At 34.1% G+C, this 20,090-nt stretch carries 11 protein-coding genes; 10 read left to right on the top strand and 1 reads right to left on the bottom strand.

All coding sequences use genetic code 11. The annotated features are described in order from the left end of the window. The first annotated feature begins 155 nt into the window (after window positions 1-155). From B3C18_RS14320 to B3C18_RS14295, 6 genes are all read left to right on the top strand, one after another. Window positions 156-3,098 (top strand): SusC/RagA family TonB-linked outer membrane protein, encoded by a 2,943-nt coding sequence (locus tag B3C18_RS14320; protein ID WP_291147907.1) that lies wholly within the window; start codon window positions 156-158, stop codon window positions 3,096-3,098. Between the two features lie 10 nt (window positions 3,099-3,108). Continuing rightward, window positions 3,109-4,707, top strand: a complete 1,599-nt coding sequence (locus B3C18_RS14315; RefSeq protein WP_291147905.1) for a RagB/SusD family nutrient uptake outer membrane protein — start codon at window positions 3,109-3,111, stop codon at window positions 4,705-4,707. Between the two features lie 30 nt (window positions 4,708-4,737). Further along, window positions 4,738-5,805 carry a SusE domain-containing protein gene (locus B3C18_RS14310; protein ID WP_291147903.1) on the top strand — a complete coding sequence of 356 codons (1,068 nt, stop codon included), beginning with the start codon at window positions 4,738-4,740 and terminating at the stop codon, window positions 5,803-5,805. An 84-nt stretch (window positions 5,806-5,889) separates the two neighbouring features. After that, window positions 5,890-6,987: a glycoside hydrolase family 53 protein gene (locus tag B3C18_RS14305; protein WP_291147901.1), complete on the top strand. Its 1,098-nt coding sequence runs from the start codon at window positions 5,890-5,892 to the stop codon at window positions 6,985-6,987. Between the two features lie 3 nt (window positions 6,988-6,990). Further along, a complete protein-coding gene (locus B3C18_RS14300) occupies window positions 6,991-8,022 on the top strand; it encodes a glycoside hydrolase family 53 protein (RefSeq protein ID WP_291147899.1) in 1,032 nt (343 codons plus the stop codon). A gap of 280 nt (window positions 8,023-8,302) precedes the next feature. Next, window positions 8,303-10,741, top strand: coding sequence for a DUF4982 domain-containing protein (locus B3C18_RS14295; protein ID WP_291147897.1), 2,439 nt, complete (start codon window positions 8,303-8,305; stop codon window positions 10,739-10,741). A gap of 189 nt (window positions 10,742-10,930) precedes the next feature. Here B3C18_RS14295 and mnmE read toward each other — a convergent pair whose 3' ends face one another. After that, the gene (mnmE, locus tag B3C18_RS14290) at window positions 10,931-12,331 is read right to left on the bottom strand and encodes a tRNA uridine-5-carboxymethylaminomethyl(34) synthesis GTPase MnmE (protein ID WP_291147895.1); all 1,401 of its coding nucleotides are present in this window, start codon (window positions 12,329-12,331) and stop codon (window positions 10,931-10,933) included. Between the two features lie 183 nt (window positions 12,332-12,514). On the opposite strand from mnmE, the gene B3C18_RS14285 reads away from it, so the two are divergent. From B3C18_RS14285 to B3C18_RS14270, 4 genes are all read left to right on the top strand, one after another. After that, a complete protein-coding gene (locus B3C18_RS14285; RefSeq protein ID WP_291147893.1) occupies window positions 12,515-13,348 on the top strand; it encodes a universal stress protein in 834 nt (277 codons plus the stop codon). Window positions 13,349-13,418: 70 nt separating this feature from the next. Further along, a complete protein-coding gene (locus B3C18_RS14280) occupies window positions 13,419-15,191 on the top strand; it encodes a MutS-related protein (protein WP_291147891.1) in 1,773 nt (590 codons plus the stop codon). A 497-nt stretch (window positions 15,192-15,688) separates the two neighbouring features. Beyond that, complete coding sequence (locus B3C18_RS14275) at window positions 15,689-16,699, top strand: LacI family DNA-binding transcriptional regulator (protein ID WP_291147889.1); 1,011 nt, start codon at window positions 15,689-15,691, stop codon at window positions 16,697-16,699. 287 nt (window positions 16,700-16,986) lie between these two features. Next, window positions 16,987-20,079, top strand: coding sequence for a SusC/RagA family TonB-linked outer membrane protein (locus tag B3C18_RS14270; protein ID WP_291147887.1), 3,093 nt, complete (start codon window positions 16,987-16,989; stop codon window positions 20,077-20,079). The last annotated feature ends 11 nt before the right edge of the window (window positions 20,080-20,090 follow it).

The raw sequence follows: 20,090 nt of genomic DNA, 5'->3' as shown, positions 1-20,090 counted from the left end.
TTTAAGAAGCATTTTATAATCTTAAGAAACGATTTTGCAGAAACAATTATCCAAAAGAAATACCCTTTGTTTCTTTAAAAATTATATGACTGCAATCATTTGTAACCAAACCAATTAACAAAAACTAACTTAAACAAAACCAATTTAAAAAAAGTATGAAAAGAATTAAAACCAAATTTTTACTTTTATTACTCTTACTTCCTTTTTGTGTTTTTGCTCAGAACACAATTAGCGGCGTTGTCTTGGAAAAGTCTACCAAGCAGCCCATACCGGGAGTAAATATAAAAGTATCAGGAGCAAATATCAGTACCACGACTGACTTTGACGGAAAATTTCAATTATCTGGAGTAAAAGCAGATTATAAAATTACATTTTCCTATACTGGTTACAGCAATCAAACCATTCCGGCTGCCGGACAGAAAAATATAACGGTATATCTTGAAGAAGACACTAATTTATTAAAAGAAGTAGTAGTTCAGGTAGGTTATGGAAGCGTTAAAAAGAAAGATGCTACGGGATCTGTTACGGCACTGACTACAAAAGACTTTAACAAAGGAAATAACATTACAACAGAAAATTTGCTTAATGGAAGGGTAGCGGGTTTAACCGTAAATTCAACGGGTGCTCCGGGTTCTAGTTCTCAAATTAGAATTCGAGGAGGAAGTTCGCTTTTTGCAAGTAACGATCCTCTTATTGTAATTGACGGATTACCTCTTGATAATGCTACAAATACAGGATCTTCTTCCTTTTTAGCATCATTAAATCCAGCAACTGTTGAATCGATAACGGTTTTAAAAGATGCTTCGGCTTCGGCAATTTATGGTTCTCGCGCTTCAAATGGTGTAATTATTATAACTACCAAAAAAGGTAGCAAAACATTATCTGTAGATTATAATGTACAATATGCAGCGGGCAGACTGACTAAAACGGTTGATGTTTTTAGTGCCGATGAATTTAGAAGTGTGATTGCTGACAGAAGAAGCGATGATCTAAATAAGCTGGGAACTGCAAATACAGATTGGCAAAGAGCAATTTACAGAAACACCGGAACGGTAGATCAAAGTTTAGCCGTTAGAGGAAATTTATTCAATGTCATTCCAACAAGTTTAACTTTAGGAAGCACAGATCAGCAAGGATTGCGTTTAACCAATAATTTTAAAAGAAATACGGTTGGTTTGGTAATGAATCCAGCTTTCTTTGACAATCATTTAAAATTGAGGCTTTCGGCGAATTATACAGACGAAATTAACAGATTTACAGATGCTGTTGAAGGAGCTGCTATTGGTTTTGACCCAACACAGCCAATAAAAGTTGAAGGTGCACCTTATGGAGGCTATTTTGAATATACTACCGGAGTTGATGCCAACGGAAATTATCCATTAGTTTCAACTGCAGCAAGAAATCCTGTTTCGCAATTGTTGAATACAAATGACAGAGGAACTAATGAGAGAATTTTTGGAAATTTTGAAATTGACTATAAATTTCATTTTCTTCCTGCTTTAAGAGCCGTTGTAAATATTGGTTTTGATGAATCGAATGGAGAAAGAAGAAGATTAGTTGGTGCTGATGCCGGTTCTGCTCCATCAAACAACAACATTCCGTATGGTACAAATGAATATACAGAAGCGACAAGAAAAAATAAATTATTAGACACGTATTTAGTTTATAATAAAACATTTAAGTCGTTGAATTTTGAAGCGACGGGTGGTTATTCGTATCAAAAATTTCAAAGCTCAAGATTTGAAACAGGAAATGTTTTAAATCCGGATTTACCATCAACATTTCCTGAAACTACTCTCGATACAGATGTTGTTTTGTTAGGATTCTTTGCCAGAACAAATTTAAATTTCAGAGATAAATACTTATTGACATTATCTTACAGAAGAGATGGTTCTTCAAGATTTGAAGAAGCGAATCGTTGGGGGAATTTTCCATCGGCAGCATTTGCATGGAAAATCAAAGAAGATTTCTTTAAAGACAGTACGGTTTTATCTGATTTAAAATTAAGATTAAGTTATGGTATAACAGGACAACAAGATATTCCTGAGCCAAACGGATATTTGCAGAAATACCAAGTTGGAGGAGGAAATTCGGAGTATTATTTTGGAGATAGTCCGGTTCCGGTTGCACTTCCTTCAAAAAGAACAAACAATTTGAAATGGGAAGAAACAACTTCATACAACGCAGGTCTTGATTTTGGTTTTTTAGACAATCGTTTATCTGCCGGACTTGATGTGTATTACAAAGAATCTAAAGATTTATTAGTAAACGCAGCAATATCTGATGGTAGTAACTTCTCTAACCGAGTATATCAAAATGTTGGAAGTTTTACCACAAAAGGAGTAGAGTTTACACTTAATGCGAACGCCGTTAAAACACAAAATTTTAACTGGAATATGAACTTTAATATTGCCAAATTCGAAAGAAGAATCAAAAATCTGGTTAACGGAACTGATATCTTTTTAGGAGACAATATCGCGGGAACAGGAACTCCGGGACAAATTTTCAGAGAAGCATATACGCCTTATTCTTTCTACGTATACAAGCAATTATACAACAACGAAGGAAAACCAATCGATGGTGCTTTTGCAGATTTAAATGGTGATAATATTAAAAATGATTCAGATAAATACATTTATAATAATCCGGATCCCGATTTTACATTAGGATTTGCCTCTAATATGAATTACAAAAAGTTTGACTTTTCATTCAATTTAAGAGCAAGTGTAGGTAATCGAATTTTTAATGCCGTAGATGCCAGCAGAGCACAATATGACGCTATGGAAAACGGAGGTGTTTTAAGTAATATTCCATCTCAGGTAACAGAAACTAATTTTCAAACTACTTCAAATGTTGTATTATCAGATCTTTATATTGAGAATGCTTCGTTCTTAAAATTAGACAACGTTACGTTAGGTTATACATTGAATAACTGGTTAAACAGTAAAACCTCATTAAGAGTGTCAACCGGAGTTCAAAACGTTTTTGTACTTACAAAATACAGTGGTTTAGATCCTGAAATTACAAATAACGGTGTCGATAAAACGATTTATCCAAGACAAAGATCAATCCTGTTTGGTGTTAATCTTAAATTTTAATAACGAAATCATGAAAAAATATATAATACTAACAATAGTTGCATTGACTGTAATTTTTCAGTCGTGTACAGATGATTTAAATGTAGTTTCGAAAGATGACGACGTTCTTTCTTCTGATGTACTATTTTCTACACCTGACGGATACAAAAAAGCTTTTGCCGGAGTGTACGGAAATTTAACCTTGACAGGAGTTTTGGGTCCTGATAACTCTTCACTTGAAGGTGTAGACGCCGGAACAAGCCAGTTTACAAGATGTTTATTATACTTGCAGGAATTAACAACAGACGAATTGGTTTGGAGTTATGAAAATGACGGAGGAACGGCAGAATTACAGCGTAATATCTGGACACCTGCAAATCCTGTTATTTTAGGAATGTTTAGCAGAACGATGGTTTCTGTATCGTATGCAAACGAGTTTTTACGTCAAAGCACACCAGAAAAATTAAATTCAAGAGGTATTACAAATACAGCTGATATTGAGCTTTATCGCAAAGAAGTTCGCGTATTAAGAGCGTATGCTTATTACAATATGATGGACTTATTTGGAAAAGCACCAATGTATACCGAAAATGATCCTGTAAATTTTACCGGACCTGAGTTTAACAGAAAGCAATTATTTGATTTTATCGAAAGTGAATTAAAAGCCGTTTTACCAGATTTAAAAGCACCCAGAACAAATGAATACGGAAGATTAGACCAATCTATGGCGCGCATGATTTTGGCTAAAATGTATTTGAATGCCCAGGTATATATTCAGGCCAATCGTTTTGATGATTGTATTACAATGTGCAACGAAATTATTGACGACGGTTATACTTTGAAATCAAAATATCTGGACAATTTTAAGGCAGACAACAACACTTCTCAGGAAATTATTTTCGGAATTCAGTCTGATGGAGCAGTTTCTCAAAACTGGGGCGCAACAACTGTTTTAACAAACGGACAAATTGGTGCCTGGGAAAATAATGGTGCTGATTTTGGAATTGGCGGCTGGACAGGAGCACTTAGAATTAGAAAAGAATTTGCTCAAAAATTTGATGGTGCAAAATTCAGTCAGGATACCAGAAATACAATAGGAAAAGGAGTTCAGGGTGATCCGGGAAAACAAAGATCTATTGATATTGAAGATATTGGTGTAAAAACACAAGGCTATATTTTATCTAAATTCTCAAATAAAACTTCGACAGGAGTTAACGGAATCAGTTCTACTTATGCTGATACAGATTTCCCATTATTCAGATTAGCCGATGTTTATTTAATGTATGCCGAAGCCACTTTAAGAGGCGGAAACGGGACAACTGCTCAGGCTTTAAATTATGTAAATGCTTTAAGACAAAGAGCCAATAGTAATTCGACTGTTGGAAACATTACTTTAAGTGAATTAACACTTGATTTTTTAATTGATGAAAGAGCAAGAGAGTTACACTGGGAAGCACACCGAAGACAAGATTTAATTCGTTTTGGAAAATATACCGGAGGATCTTATAACTGGGCATGGAAAGGAAATTCTTCAAAAGGAATCTCTATTCCTTCATATATGAGTGTTTTTCCTATTCCGGAAGGATCATTGGGAGCCAATAGAAATTTAACTCAAAACACGGGTTACTAAAACTTTTTTTAAACTTAAACGATATACAAAATGAAACTTATATATAAATTATTTATAGCTGTTGTTTTACTTACAGGATTTTGGTCTTGTGAAAACGAAGAAAATTTAATGATTTTAGAGCCTCAGGAAGCTGCTTTTTCTATCATAACGCCAGAAAGTGGATCTTCTACAATTTTAAATAAAGACACACCAAACAATACAGCCCTGACTGTAACCTGGGAAAAAGTAAATTACGGAACCCCAACAATTGTTACCTATACAGTGCAGTTTGCCGCGAGTAATACAGAGTTTGCAGCACCGCTGGATATTACAACTTCTACAAGTACTCATGCCGCTATTACAGTTGCAGAACTGAATGCAAAAGCGCTGGAACTTGGACTTACAGCCAGTGTTGAAGGAACAATTGATGTGAGAATTAAATCTACAGTTGGAACAACACTTTCAGAACCAAAATTTTCTACGCCAATTACGATTGCATTAACACCTTACAGAGGTGTGTTTCCTAAAATTGATTTGTTTCTAGTTGGTCCTGGTACTGCTGCAGGTTGGAGCGTAACGAGCAATAATATGCCAATTTACAGAGATACAAAGGAAAATGCAAAGTTCTATTATACCGGATATTTTAATAAAGATGGTTTTAAATTAATCGAGCAAATTGGTTTCTGGGCTCCGGCTTATGGAACAAATGGTGCCAAAGTACAATACAGAGCAACAGAAAGCGATACTGATCCGGGTGTGTTTCCAACTACAGCTTCAGGTTATTATAGTTTTGAACTTAACCTTGAAGAATTGACATACAAAATCACACCTTATACAGGACCAATGACAACGTATGCAACAATTGGATTGACAGGATCTGTATTAACAGGCGATGATACAGGTTGGAATACTGAAGTTCCTTTAGTGAAATCTGATTTTGATGCCCATATCTGGAAAGTTACGCAAACTTTAAAAGCCGGAAAAATGAAATTCAAAGCAAACAATAGCTGGGATGTAAGCTGGGGTGATAATGGCGGAGATATTATTGTAGAAGCTGGAAAATATGAAATCTGGTTCAATGACCTAGACGGTCGTTATATGTTCATATCAACTCCATAAATTGAATTAAAAAATAAGAGAAGCCTCAGCTTATTTTGAGGCTTCTTCTTTAAATTCAAAATTTCACTAACTACAATTCAAACTATGAAAAAATATATAAAAATTCTTGGATTACTTGCCATAACAGCAATTCAATTTTCGTGCTCAGGCAATGATGCAGACGAAGCTGCAGCTGTTAACCCGCCAGATGCAACGGATACTTTTATCAGAGCATCAGATGTTTCTTTTCTTCCTCAAATGGAATCTTTAGGAACTAAATTTTACAGCAATGGCAAAGCCGAAGGAATGCTGACAACACTAAAAAATGCAGGTTGTAATACAGTCCGAATTCGTTTATGGAAAAATCCTGTAAACGGTCGTTCCGGCTTAAACGAAGTAAAACAGCTGGCTCAAAAAGCAAGACAGGCCGGTTTAAGAGTCTGGCTTACCGTTCACTATTCTGATAATTGGGCTGATCCGGGTGTTCAGACAACTCCGGAAGAATGGAAAAATCTAAATTTCGCCGATTTAAAAACCGCTGTTACCAATTACACAGCAACAATAATGTCAGAAATCAATCCTGATATTATTCAAATTGGTAATGAAATCAATAGCGGATTATTGTGGCCGCAAGGAAACTTAATCAGTAACGAACAACAATGTATTGCAATATTAAGTGCTGCAAGCGCAGCGGTTCGCAGTAAATCACCAAGTACAAAAATAATGATTCATTATGCTGGTGTAAATGGGGGCGGGACAGATTGGTTTTTTAATAAAATGAAAAGTGTTGATTACGATTATATCGGATTATCGTATTATCCTGTTTGGCATGGTAAAGATTTAAATGAAGTAAAAAATACTATTGATGCTTTAGGAAAGAAATTCAGTAAAAAAGTCCTGATTGCAGAAACCGCTTATCCTTTTACTTTATTGCATAACGATCAAACTAACAATATTGTTGGTACGAGTGATCAGTTAGTTCCGGGATATCCTGCAACTCCTGCCGGACAAAGAACTTTTGTTATGGATATTAAAAACCTGGTAAAAACATCAGAATTCGGACAAGGATTTGCGTATTGGGGTGGAGAATGGGTTGCTTTTAAAGGCCCACAATCTCAAAGCGGTTCTACATTTGAAAATCAGGCTTTATACAGTTTTGATAATAATGCCTTATCAGTAATGCAAGCTTTCAGTAAAGAATAAAACATGAAAAAAATATTTAAAATTGCCTCTTTTTTAATGCTGATGGGTATTGCTTTTACTTCATGTAAATCAAAAATGATCAGCGAAAAAAAGTCCTTTTCAAACGGAGCAGATGTGGGCTGGCTGCCGCAAATGGAAGCAACAGGTTATAAATTTTATGATGCAGACGGTTCTCAAAAAGACTGTCTGCAATTATTAAAAGATCGCGGCATAAATACCATTCGTTTGCGCGTTTGGGTAAACCCCAATGATGATAAAGCCAGCGGCCACTGTAGTCCCCAAGAAACAGTTGTCATGGCGGTTCGCGCGCAAAAAATGGGAATGCGCATCATGATCGATTTTCATTACAGCGATTCGTGGGCAGATCCGGGAAAACAAAATAAACCTGCGGCATGGGCAAAACATTCTTTTGAGGAATTGTTGACCGATGTTTATCAGCATACTTATGATGTTTTGCAACTGTTGAAAAAAGCCGGAGTAACTCCAGAATGGGTTCAGGTTGGAAATGAAATTCCCGGTGGTATGCTTTGGCCGGAAGGCAGCACCGATAATTTTAAGCAATTAGCACAATTGCTTGATAAAGGATATGAAGCTACAAAAGCTATCGATCCAAAAATTAAAGTAATTGTTCATTTGGACGAAGGAAATAAAAGTGAAAAATTCAGATGGTTTTTTGATAAAGCCACAGAAAATAAGGTGAAATATGATGTAATAGGATTGTCATATTATCCATATTGGATCAAAACCGATTATCAAAGTACCATTTTAGATTTAGAGAATAATCTAAAAGATATGGCTTCACGTTACAACAAAGAAGTTATGGTTGTTGAAGTTGGTGGTGATTTTGAACAAGTACAAAATACCAAAGAAATGCTTGAAGCCACAATAAAAGCGGTAAAAAGCGTGCCCAATAATAAAGGTTTAGGAGTTATTTATTGGGAACCACAAGGCGAAAAAAGCTGGAGCGGTTATCAACTTAATGCCTGGCTTTCTGACGGAAAACCTTCGCCGGCATTAGATGCTTTCAAAAATTAAATAAACAATTAAATTTTACCATTAAGATATTAAGTGATTTAAGCTTGTTTTTAATAATGCATAAAAAAACTAAACACATAGAAACATAGATTTTATGTGTTTGAAAAAGATTATTGAAAGAAACTTGTTTCTCACACATAGTCCCGATAGCTATCGGGATTTGTTAATGCAAGTGAAACGCCTTTTTTGAGTTCAATAATCCTATGTTTCTATGTGTTAAAAATTATTATGTTCAACGAGTTACCTTAATATCTGAAGGGTGAAAAAATCAAAACAGAAAATGAAATTAATTTTTAAATCAGTATTATTCTTATTTCTACTTGTTTTTTCATCTGGAAAAATGAGGTCACAATCTACTAATGTTGTTTTAAAAGATAACTGGCGCTTTTCTAAAGAGATAAAAGGAGATGCTTTTTCTGTAGATTTTGATGCTTCAAAATGGGAAAAAGTAAGTGTTCCTCACGATTGGGCAATTTACGGACCTTTTGATAAAGAATGGGATAAACAAGTTTCGGCAATTGAACAAAACGGAGAAAAAGTTCCTACCGAAAAAACAGGCCGTACAGGAGCACTTCCGCATATTGGAACAGGCTGGTATCGCAATACATTTTCGCTTCCGGAATTTAAAAAAGGAAAGAAAGCACTTCTTATTTTTGAAGGCGCGATGAGCGAACCTCAGGTTTTTTTGAATGGAAAAAAAATAGGAAATTGGGGTTATGGATACAGCTATTTTTATATCGATATTACTAACGATCTTAAAGTAGGATCAGAAAACATATTGGCTGTAAAATTGACGAATTTGCCATTTTCTTCAAGATGGTATCCGGGTGCAGGTCTTTATAGAAAAGTTAGTATTGAAGTAAAAGAGGAGGAAAGTTTCGCACAATGGGGCACTTTTATTACAACTCCAGACATGAAAGATAATAATGCTGTTGTTGATATAATAGCTGAAGTTCATGGCAGTAATGTATCAATGGTAACCCAAATAAAAGATGCTGATAATAATATAGTAGCAACACAAAAAGATACAGAAATTAAGGATGGAAAATTCCATCAAGTAATGTCAGTTGCAAGCCCTCATTTGTGGAGTCCTGAAACGCCTTATTTATATACTGCGACAACTAAATTATACGCAGTCGACGGAACTTTAAAAGACGAACAAAACATAAAATTTGGTATAAGATTTATTAAATACGAAGCTAATAAAGGATTTAGCCTTAATGGTAAAGTGACGAAATTTAAAGGAGTTTGTCTTCATCATGATTTAGGACCTCTTGGCGCGGCTGTAAACAAAGCGGCACTTCGCAGACAATTGACGATTCTAAAAGATATGGGATGCAACGCAATTAGAAGTTCTCATAATATGCCTTCTTTTGAACAGCTTGAATTGGCTGACGAAATGGGATTTATGTTTCTGGCTGAAAGTTTTGACGAATGGGCAAAACCAAAAGTTGAAAACGGATATCACCGCTTTTTTGAAGAATATGCAGAAAAAGATATTGTAAATTTAGTTAGAGCCACAAGAAATCATCCTTGTATTGTAATGTGGAGTTCAGGAAATGAAGTTCCGGATCAATGGGGAGCTGAAGGGGTAAAACGTGCCAAATGGCTGCAGGACATTTTTCACCGTGAAGATCCTACAAGACCTGTTACTGTTGGTATGGATCAGGTAAAAGCAACTATGGAATCTGGCTTTGGAGCTTTGCTCGATATTCCGGGATTAAATTATAGAGTACATCTTTATGAAGAAGCGTATAAAACATTTCCGCAAGGATTTATTTTGGGTTCTGAAACGGCTTCTACAGTAAGTTCAAGAGGAATTTATAAATTTCCTGTTGTAAAAGCAAAGAATAAGCAATATGATGATTTTCAAAGTTCGTCGTACGATCTTGAAGCATGCGACTGGTCCAATGTTCCTGATGAAGATTTTGTACTTCAGGATGACAAACCTTGGGTTATTGGCGAATTTGTCTGGACAGGTTTTGATTATTTAGGAGAACCTACGCCTTATGACGAAAAATGGCCATCAAGAAGTTCTTATTTTGGAATTTCAGATTTGGCAGGACTTCCTAAAGATCGTTTTTATCTTTACAGAAGCAGATGGAATACGACGGATAAAACGCTTCATATATTACCACATTGGAACTGGAAAGGAAGAGAAGGCGAAATTACTCCGGTTTTTGTGTACACCAATTACGACAGCGCTGAGCTTTTTGTAAATGGAAAAAGTATGGGAATTCAGAAGAAAAACAATTCAACTCCGCAAAATCGTTATCGTCTGATGTGGAATGATGTTAAATATGAACCTGGAACTGTAAAAGTTGTAGCCTTTGATTCGAATGGAAAAATAGCAGCAGAAAGCGAAGTAAAAACTGCAGGTGATCCATATAAAATTGTGCTAGATGCAGATCGTCAAACTATCAAAGCTGATGGCGAAGATATTTCTTTTGTAACGGTTTCGGTAGTTGATAAAAACGGAATTCCATGTCCTACAGCAATCAATGAGTTGCAATTTAAAGTTACCGGCGCAGCAACTTACAGAGCTGCGTGTAATGGAGATGCTACATCATTAGAAATATTTCACGAGAATAAAATGAAGCTTTTCAGCGGAAAATTGGTGGTTTTGGTTAAAGCGATCAAAACTCCGGGCGCAATTCAATTAGAAGTAACAGGAAAAGGACTTCAGAAAGGAAAGATAAATTTAAAGTCAGAGCTTTAATAATTAGAATATTGTAATCTTGAAAAACCAATTTTACTTTTCAAAATTACTTTCAAATTTTTTATTTCTTGCAGAAAGATAACAAAGCCACTGCGTTTCAGTGGCTTTGTTGTTTTATTTTCTATATCAAGGACTGGTTTGTAAAGTATAAAAAAAGAAAATACCTGTTATCCTCTTTATTTTGTTATTCTATTTCCCAATGCAAAAGTTAGCAAAAATATTCCCAAGCAATTCATCATTAGAAACCTGACCTGTGATAAGCCCAAATTGATACAAAGCCTCACGAATATCAAGCGCAATTAAATCACTTGAAAGATTGGTTTCAAGGCCGAATTTTACTTTTTGTATTTCATCTAAAGCTTTTAATAATGAATCATAATGTCTTGTATTTGTGACAATAGTTTCATTATTACGTAAAGCTCCAGTATTAACAAAAGAAAGTAATTTATCTTTTAATTCCTCAACACCAATTTTCTCTTTAGCAGAGATTTTTAAAAGCGTTAATTCTAAAGTCTCGAGTTTTTTATTGATTAAATCAATTTCAGTTTCACTCAATAAATCAACTTTATTTATAACGACTAAAATTGGTTTTAGAGGATATTTATTTTTGACTTTTTCAATTTCAACAATATAGTCAGAACCTGAAACTTGAAATTTGAAACCATCAAACAAGAAAATTACAACTTGAGCCTGTTCAATTTTTTCGAAAGTTTTTTTGATTCCAATGCTTTCTACAACATCTTTGGTTTCACGAATTCCGGCAGTATCAATGAATCTAAATCCAACTCCGCCAATAACTAATTCATCTTCAATAGTATCGCGGGTTGTTCCGGCAATGTCAGAAACGATGGCGCGTTCTTCATTTAATAAAGCATTCAATAAAGTCGATTTACCAACATTTGGTTCTCCCACAATGGCAACTGGGATTCCGTTTTTAATAACATTTCCAACTGCAAATGAATCTATTAAACGTTTTAAAACAAATTCAATTCTATTTAATAATTCATGAAATTGCGTTCTGTCTGCAAATTCTACATCTTCTTCTGCAAAGTCTAATTCCAGTTCAATTAAAGAAGCAAAATTCAAAAGTTCTTCACGTAATTTGGCAATTTCGTTGCTGAAACCACCTCGCATTTGCTGCATGGCAATTTGGTGAGATGCTTCATTATCTGATGAAATTAAATCGGCAACCGCTTCCGCTTGCGATAAATCCAGTTTTCCGTTTAAAAAAGCTCTTAATGTAAATTCTCCAGCATCAGCCATTCTGCAACCTTTTCGCAATAATAACTGAATAATCTGCTGTTGAATATAAGTAGATCCGTGGCATGAAATTTCGATCGTATCTTCACCTGTATAGGAGTTCGGTCCTTTAAAAACAGAAACTAAAACTTCATCAAGTGTTTTTTCATTATCGATAATATGACCCAAATGCAAAGTATGTGTTTTTTGCTTCGTTAAGTCTTTATTTTTTATGGATTTAAAAACAGAATTTCCTATTGAAATAGCTTCAGCGCCTGAAATACGAATGATAGCAATAGCTCCGGCTCCAGAAGGAGTCGCTAATGCTACTATAGAATCTTGATTTATCATGGTGCAAAGGTAAGAAAAAAGCAGAAAATTCTAAAGTCTTAATCACAGGTTCGTTATCTCTTAAAAAGGTTCAAACCGGCAATTATTTAAGAAATCATTAACTGTTAAATTCCTGATAATTATCAGGTTGTTTTGGATTTAGAATGATTAAATTTGAGTAACAAACCTATAATCTGAAATAAAATGAAAAAGATATTATTCCCTACCGATTTTTCTGAAGCAGCCACAAATGCGTTTGTGCACGCTTTAGAATTTGCCAAAGTTGTCAAAGCCGAACTTGTTTTATTGCATACATTTGAGATTCCGGTTTATGACAGCCAGTTTTTTCCAGAAAATTATGCATCGATATACAGTTCTATAGAATTGGCAAAATTTGAAATGTTTAAGGATGAAATTCCAAAACTTCGGGCAATTGCAGCCGAACGTAATCTTGAAAACATCGTAATAAAACACCGACTGATGGATGGTGACTTGATTTATAACCTGAAAAATGCGGTTGAAGAAGATGAAATTGATTTTGTAATAATGGGAACTACAGGCGTTTCTGACTGGACAAAATTCTTTACCGGATCTAATACAAATTCGGTAATTTCAGAAGTAAAAGTTCCGGTTTTATGCGTTCCGATTGATGCTAAATTTAAGAAAATCAAAACAATTGGTTTTACGACCAGGTATCGTGAAAAAGATAAAGCTGAACTTAGAAAAGTACTTAAAATTGCGAAGAAAACAGATGCAAAAGTAAAAAGTCTTTATGTTCGATCTTCGACTACAGATGTTTCCGATATGACGATTAAAGAATGGCAGACTGAATTTGCCAACGAAAATGTAGAATTTCTGGTGTTGCCAAGCGACGAAGTAAAAGAAACAATTCTTGATTTTGTGCTTTTTAAAGACATTGACATCTTAACTACAATTACACATAAACGATCTTTCTTTGAATCTATTTTCGATTCAAGTTTTAGTCAAAAAATTACAAAAGAAGTTTCTATTCCAGTATTGATAATGCATGAGAATTAAAATTCTACTTTAAATGAATAGCTTTTTTGAAAGTGTAAAACCTATATTTGTATTTCATTAAATTTAAAAAATGGAAGCATATTTAAGTAAGGTCGAGCATTATTCAAAAGTTTTTAATCAAACCAGCAAAAGGTACAACAGCATAAGTCTTCTGCGACTTTTAAGCATATTTTTTTGTTTGTTTATGTTGTTTTATTACATCAAAACTAATGAAATTGGATATGCCATAACTGCTTTTTTATCTTTTGCTGGTTTTCTTTTTTTAATGCGAATCCATTCAAAATTATCTTTTAAAAGAGAATTGACAAAAGCTATTTTAAAAATTAATGAAGATGAAATATCGTACTTAAAAAGAGAAAAACTTCCTTTTGAAAACGGAATTGAATTCAATGATTTTCATCATCCTTATGCTTATGATCTGGATATTTTTGGAGAACACTCCTTATTTCAAAATTTAAACAGAACCGCTGTTTTTATCGGTAAAAAAACATTAGCAGATAAATTATTAAGTTTATCATCTAATGAAGTTATTCTTGAAAATCAGGAAGCCATAAAGGAGTTAAAAATCAAAATAGACTGGCGTCAGGATTTTGAAGCTCTTGCCATTGTAAGTACTGACAGTAAAAGTGCTTATGACTCATTAATTCATTGGATTTCATTTAAAAATAATTCTTTATCTAAAGTTTTAATTTCACTGTCTTTTATTCTTCCGGCACTCTTTTTCGGTTTTGTAATTGCTTACTTCATTACTTCAAAAGCGAATCTTTTATCTTACGTGACTTATATTTTTATTTTCAATTTAATTGTTTTGGGAAGATCATTAAAACGAATTCAATCTGAAATTGCCAAAGCAGATAATATTGATAAAACGATTAAACATTATAGTCTATTGGTTCAAAAGATAGAATTGGAAAAATTTGAATCTAAAAAACTTATTGCATTACAAAAACAATTGGTTTCTAAAAATGCATCAGTGAGTTCTCATTTAAAACAATTATCAGAGTTGTTTTCTAGAATGGATACGATTAGCAATTTTGTTACTGCTATTGTTTTTAACGGATCATTCCTGTTTAATCTGCATGTTTTAAAAGCGCTTTTAAAATGGAAAGAAGATTACGCGCATGAACTAGAGAACTGGATTAATATTATTGGAGAATTTGAAGCTTTAAATAGTTTCGCAAATTTAGCGTTCAACAATGCAGATTTTGTTTTTCCTGAAATCAATTCAGAATATAAAATTGGGTTTGAAAATTTAGGTCATCCGTTATTAAATCCAGCGACAAGAGTAGGGAATGACACTCATTTTTATCCGGAATCTTTTATGATTTTAACCGGTTCTAACATGTCTGGAAAAAGTACGTTTTTAAGAAGCTTAGGGATTAATATGGTTCTTGGCGGAATTGGTTCAGTTGTTTGTGCTTCAAAAGCTAATATTCATCCACTTCCAGTTTTAGTTTCAATGCGATTATCAGATTCTTTGGCAGATAGCGAATCGTATTTCTTTGCAGAAATCAAACGTCTAAAACAAATTATGGACGCCTTGGAAGAAGGCCCTGCTTTTGTTTTATTAGATGAGATTTTAAGAGGAACAAATTCTGATGATAAACGTAACGGAACTATTGAAGTTGTAAAAAAAGTTATTGGCAAAAAAGCAATTGGTGCCATTGCAACACACGATATCGAAGTCTGCTTAACAACTAATGATTATCCGGAAACTTTAACGAATCAATGTTTTGAAGTCGAGATTCAAAATAACGAACTGCATTTCGACTATAAACTCCGCAGCGGAATCTGTAAAAATAAAAGCGCGACTTTTTTAATGCAGAAGATGGGAGTTATATGATTTTAGATTTTAGATTCTGAACTGAATGTTTTTTTAACGCAAAGCACGCTAAGTTTTTTTCGCAATATTTTGTATTTACAATATGAAAAGTTCGCAAAGGTTTGTACTCACCAAGCTTTGCGAACTTTTTTTATAAAATTATATGTAAAAAAACTTAGCGTGCTTTGCGTTAAAACTACACATTAAGTTTTGTTTCAAATTTTGAAAGAATAGTTAAAATTAACAAAAATTCAAGAAGATTTTTTTTCAAAATAAGAGCTAAAAAATAACTTAAAAACACATCAAAAGCTTATCAAATTATCACATTTACTATTAAAAACGTTATTATAGTCAAAATGGAAATAAGTGAGTAAAATACCGTGATTACTGATAATTCTGTTTTATTTTGGGAGAAAAAAATCATTTTTTTGAAAATAAATTTTACTAAAACGATTTTGTTGGTTTCGTTTGCTATATTTGCCATGTACTAAAATAGTCAAGAATATAAATAATACCTGATGAAAAAGATTACAATTAAAGATATTGCTAAACAGGCAGAGGTATCTATTTCTACAGTATCTTTTGTTATCAATGGTAAAGGAGAGAAAATGGCGATAAGTCCGCCGGTAATAAAAAAAGTTCAGGACGTTGCCCAAAAACTTCAGTATAAACCAAGCATGATTGCGAGCAGTTTGCGAACTGGAAAAACAAGATCAATTGGACTTATTGTTGAAGATATAGCCAACCAGTTTTTTGCAGATTTGGCAAGAGTAATTGAAGATGAAGCAAAAAATATAGATTACAGGGTTTTCTATTGCAGCACAGGTGATGACAATGATCGTTCTGAAGAATTAGTGCAGAGCCTTTTGCAGGCAAATGTTGAAGGATTTATTATTACACCAACAAAAAATTTAGAGCGAACCATTGGTATGCTTTTAAAAATGCAAAAACCGGTTGTACTAATTGACAGGTATTTTGCCAATCAAAAAGTAAGCCACGTGGCAATGGATAATTATGAAGGTTCTTATTCTGCTGTTAAGTATTTAATTGAAAAAGGCCGAAAAAATATAGCCGTTGTAAATATTAAAACTGGAATGATCCAGATGAAATTACGGGAAAAAGGATATATAGAAGCTCTAAAAGAAGAAGGAATTTATAATGAAAATTTTACGCTGCATTTAGAATATCAGGTAAGTGAAAAAAGCAGGATTGATTCCATTGTCAATTTTTTTAAGGAAAATCCTGAAATTGATGCGGTATTGTTTTTATCTAACTATTTGGGACTTGCCGGGCTTCAGGCCTGCAGAATTTTAAATTATAAAATTCCGGAAGATATTGCTGTAATAAGTTTTGATGATCATGACAGTTTCGAACTGCATACGCCAATGATTTCAGTAATTGCTCAGCCTATAGAAGAAATAGCCGTAAAATCAATACAATTGCTGATGAGCCAAATGACAAATTATGAAGATTTTAAAATAGAAAAAGTCCTCAAAAAAGGAAAATTGATCATTAGGGAATCAGTTTAAGAGAAAAATGTAAAAATAAGAAGAAGACTATTTTTTTAGTCATTTCACTAAATCGATTTAGTTAAAACAACCCTTGAATTTACTGGTGTTAACGCCGTATTTTAAGAAGTATTTTTTAAAGAAAAAACCATAAGATAACGCGTTTTTTGAATATTCACCGTATTGTCCGAAAGGTTCTATATCCACAATTAAGTTCAAAATTTTATTAATTATTTAAACAAACACAAAACAAAAACAAACACAAACGAACAAAACAAAATCCAAAACCCAAACCAAAAAAAATGCTTATGAAACGAATATTAGCAGTGTTGGCAATCGTATTGTTGGGCAGCTTAAGTGCTGCGGCTCAAAACCGATTAATAACAGGCATAGTAACAGATGCAGAGAACAAAGGAATTGTTGCCGCATCAATCGAGGTTCAAGGAAAACCATTTAGTGCAATTACAGATGCCGAAGGGCGTTTTAGAATGAATGTTCCTGAAGGTAAAGTTACCCTAAACGTATCTTCAATAGGATTTGAGTCAAAGTCAGTAGTACTTCAGGAAAATGAAACAAGAGCTGCTGTTACTTTAACAGAAACTACACAAGAACTTAAAGATGTTGTAGTAACTTCTTTTGGAGTGAAAAAACAAAAGAAAAGTCTGGGTTACGCCGTTGGAGAACTTAAAGGCGACGACCTGACAAAAAATAAAGAAATTAACTTAGGAAATGCTTTGCAAGGTAAAATTGCGGGGGTAAACGTTTCTGCTCCGGTTACAGGACCATCTGGTTCAAGCCGTGTTGTTATTCGTGGAGCAACTTCTGCATCAGGGCTTAACCAGCCATTGTATGTTGTAGACGGAATTCCAATTGACAATACACAACAAGGAAATGCAGGAATGTGGGGAGGTGCCGACAAGGGTGATGGTATGTCTTCTTTCAATCCAGATGATATTGCTTCGATGTCAGTATTAAAAGGTAGTGCCGCTTCTGCTCTTTACGGGTACAGAGGATCAAATGGTGTTATCTTAATCACAACTAAAAAAGGTAAAAACGGAACTGGAATTGGAGTTGATTTCAACACAAATTCAACTTTTAATACACCAGCAAGTCTTTTAAACTGGCAGGATCAATATGGTGCTGGAGCTCCAAATGCAAGTGGCGTTCCAACAAGATTTACAAATCTGCAGGAACTTAGAGATTCGTACTATTTTGCTTGGGGTGATAAATATGATGGAACACCTTCTCTTGGTTTAGACGGTACAACCAGACCTTATAAAGCATACGGAAAAGATAATGTTGAAAATTTCTACAGAACCGGGTATTCTTTCAGTAATACTTTAGCACTTTCTGGAGGAAATGAAACAACTAATTTCAGATTATCTTTCGGAAATACTAAAGATGAATCTATCATGCCGGGAACTACTTTTGGTAGAAATAACGTGGCATTAAGTTTAAATTCATCTCCAAATAAAAGTATCAGCATCGAAAGTAATGCACAGTATATTTCTGAGAAAAGTCATAACAGACCTTATTTGAATGACTCGCCAAGAAACCCATCTTTCCCAACTACTTTCATGACACCAGGTTCTGATATTAGATGGTTAAGTAATCCATATGATGCAAACGGGGGTGAAGAAGATTTTTTAGGAGCAAACGTATATCATACAAACCCTTATTTTGCAACAAAATCACCATTAAACGATGACCTTAGAAAACGTTTTATTGGTTCTGCAAAAGTAACTTACAATATTACAGATAAGATTTATGCGAAAGGTGTACTTGGAATTGATGATATCAACTACGAATATACTGAAATCGAACCAACTGGAATTAACTACAGCCCAGGCGGATCTATCGAAAACAGAATCGAAACTCGTTCTGAGGTAAATGCTTCTGGTTTCTTAGGGTACAAAGGTAATATTGTTAAAAACCTTTCTTTAGATGCTTTCATTGGTGCAAACCGTCAACATAACAGATACAGCGGTATTAAAATGAAAGGAAACAACTTTATTGTTCCATTCGAATATTTCTACGGAAATACACAGCCGGACAAAACAGAAAAATTATTTTCTGAAAGTGAAGTAAACTCTCTTTTTTACTCTGCTGATCTTGGATACAAAGATTTCTTATATGTAAGTTTAACAGGTCGTGAGGATTGGTTTTCAACTTTAGATCCTAAAAACAACAGTACTTTTTATCCTTCTGTAAGTTCAAGTTTTATTTACTCTGAAGTTATAGGTCTTCCTGAATGGATTTCTTACGGAAAATTCAGAGCAGGCTGGGGTAACGTTGGAGGTGCATTGCCAGAAGCTTATGCTTTAGCATTGACTTATACTACGCCAGACGGACAAACAGATTCTTTAGGACAGCCAATTTTAGGAGTTAATGGAGAAACAATTCCAAACAGAACTTTGAAACCTTACAATGTAAGTACAATCGAATTTGGTTTTGAAAACACATTCTTCAATAACAGAGTAAGTACAGATTTGACTTTCTACCACAAGAAAACAACAAATGATATTACAGATGCTGACGTTTCTCAGGCTTCTGGTTACAGAACTACAAAAATCAACGTTGGAGAAATCCTGAACAAAGGGGTGGAGTTTGCTATTAGTGTAAAAGCAATAAAAACACCAAGTTTTGCTTGGAGCGTAGGTTATAATTTTGCTTATAATGATAGTGAAGTTATCAGCCTTTCTGATAAAATTACAACAAAATCATTAGAAGGAAACAGAGACGGTAGAGCTAACGTAGTTTTAGAAAAAGGGCAGCCTTTTGGAGTTATTAAAGCGTATGATTATTTAAGAGATGCCAGCGGAAATATTGTTCTTGATACAAACGGTAAATTCATGAGAGGAGATTTAATCATTGCTGGACAAGGTGTTGCACCAACTTCAATGGGACTTTCAAATGATTTCTCTTATAAAAACTTTACACTTTCAGTTTTTGTTGATGCTAAATTTGGAGGAGAAATCTATTCTGCAACAAACCAGTTAGGAGCTCGTTACGGACTATCTGAAATGACACTTCCAGGACGTGAAGGCGGTGTAGCAGTAAGCGGAAAAGATGTAAACGGAAACGCTGTTAACACAACAGTTTCTGCATACGATTACTGGAGAAGTTATAGTGATGTAACATCAAACTTTGTATACGATGCTGATTTTGTGAAACTAAGAGCGATTTCTTTTGCTTATAATTTTCCAAAAATGTTTTTACAAAAAACACCATTTCAGTCTGTTAGTTTAGCATTTTCTGCTCATAATTTATGGACAATTTATGACAAAGTGCCAAACATTGATCCAGAGTCAAACTATTCTAATAGTAATGCACAAGGTATGGAGAGAGCTTCAATGCCATTGACAAGAAATTATGGTTTTGCTCTTAATGTCAAATTCTAATATTTAAAAAG

The organism is Flavobacterium sp. UBA7680 (genome assembly GCF_002482975.1).
In the GTDB taxonomy this organism is placed as follows: domain Bacteria; phylum Bacteroidota; class Bacteroidia; order Flavobacteriales; family Flavobacteriaceae; genus Flavobacterium.
The sequence above is the reverse complement of the archived record's forward strand: the minus strand, read 5'-3'. Positions and strand labels throughout refer to the sequence as shown.

What these genes read in the sequence shown, in the direction of transcription:
- B3C18_RS14275 (WP_291147889.1), top strand. Translation starts at nt 15,689, where the DNA reads ATGAAAAAGATTACAATTAAAGATATTGCTAAACAGGCAGAGGTATCT.
- B3C18_RS14270 (WP_291147887.1), top strand. Translation starts at nt 16,987, where the DNA reads ATGAAACGAATATTAGCAGTGTTGGCAATCGTATTGTTGGGCAGCTTA.
- B3C18_RS14320 (WP_291147907.1), top strand. Translation starts at nt 156, where the DNA reads ATGAAAAGAATTAAAACCAAATTTTTACTTTTATTACTCTTACTTCCT.
- B3C18_RS14280 (WP_291147891.1), top strand. Translation starts at nt 13,419, where the DNA reads ATGGAAGCATATTTAAGTAAGGTCGAGCATTATTCAAAAGTTTTTAAT.
- B3C18_RS14295 (WP_291147897.1), top strand. Translation starts at nt 8,303, where the DNA reads ATGAAATTAATTTTTAAATCAGTATTATTCTTATTTCTACTTGTTTTT.
- B3C18_RS14305 (WP_291147901.1), top strand. Translation starts at nt 5,890, where the DNA reads ATGAAAAAATATATAAAAATTCTTGGATTACTTGCCATAACAGCAATT.
- B3C18_RS14300 (WP_291147899.1), top strand. Translation starts at nt 6,991, where the DNA reads ATGAAAAAAATATTTAAAATTGCCTCTTTTTTAATGCTGATGGGTATT.
- B3C18_RS14310 (WP_291147903.1), top strand. Translation starts at nt 4,738, where the DNA reads ATGAAACTTATATATAAATTATTTATAGCTGTTGTTTTACTTACAGGA.
- mnmE (WP_291147895.1), bottom strand. Translation starts at nt 12,331, where the DNA reads ATGATAAATCAAGATTCTATAGTAGCATTAGCGACTCCTTCTGGAGCC.
- B3C18_RS14315 (WP_291147905.1), top strand. Translation starts at nt 3,109, where the DNA reads ATGAAAAAATATATAATACTAACAATAGTTGCATTGACTGTAATTTTT.
- B3C18_RS14285 (WP_291147893.1), top strand. Translation starts at nt 12,515, where the DNA reads ATGAAAAAGATATTATTCCCTACCGATTTTTCTGAAGCAGCCACAAAT.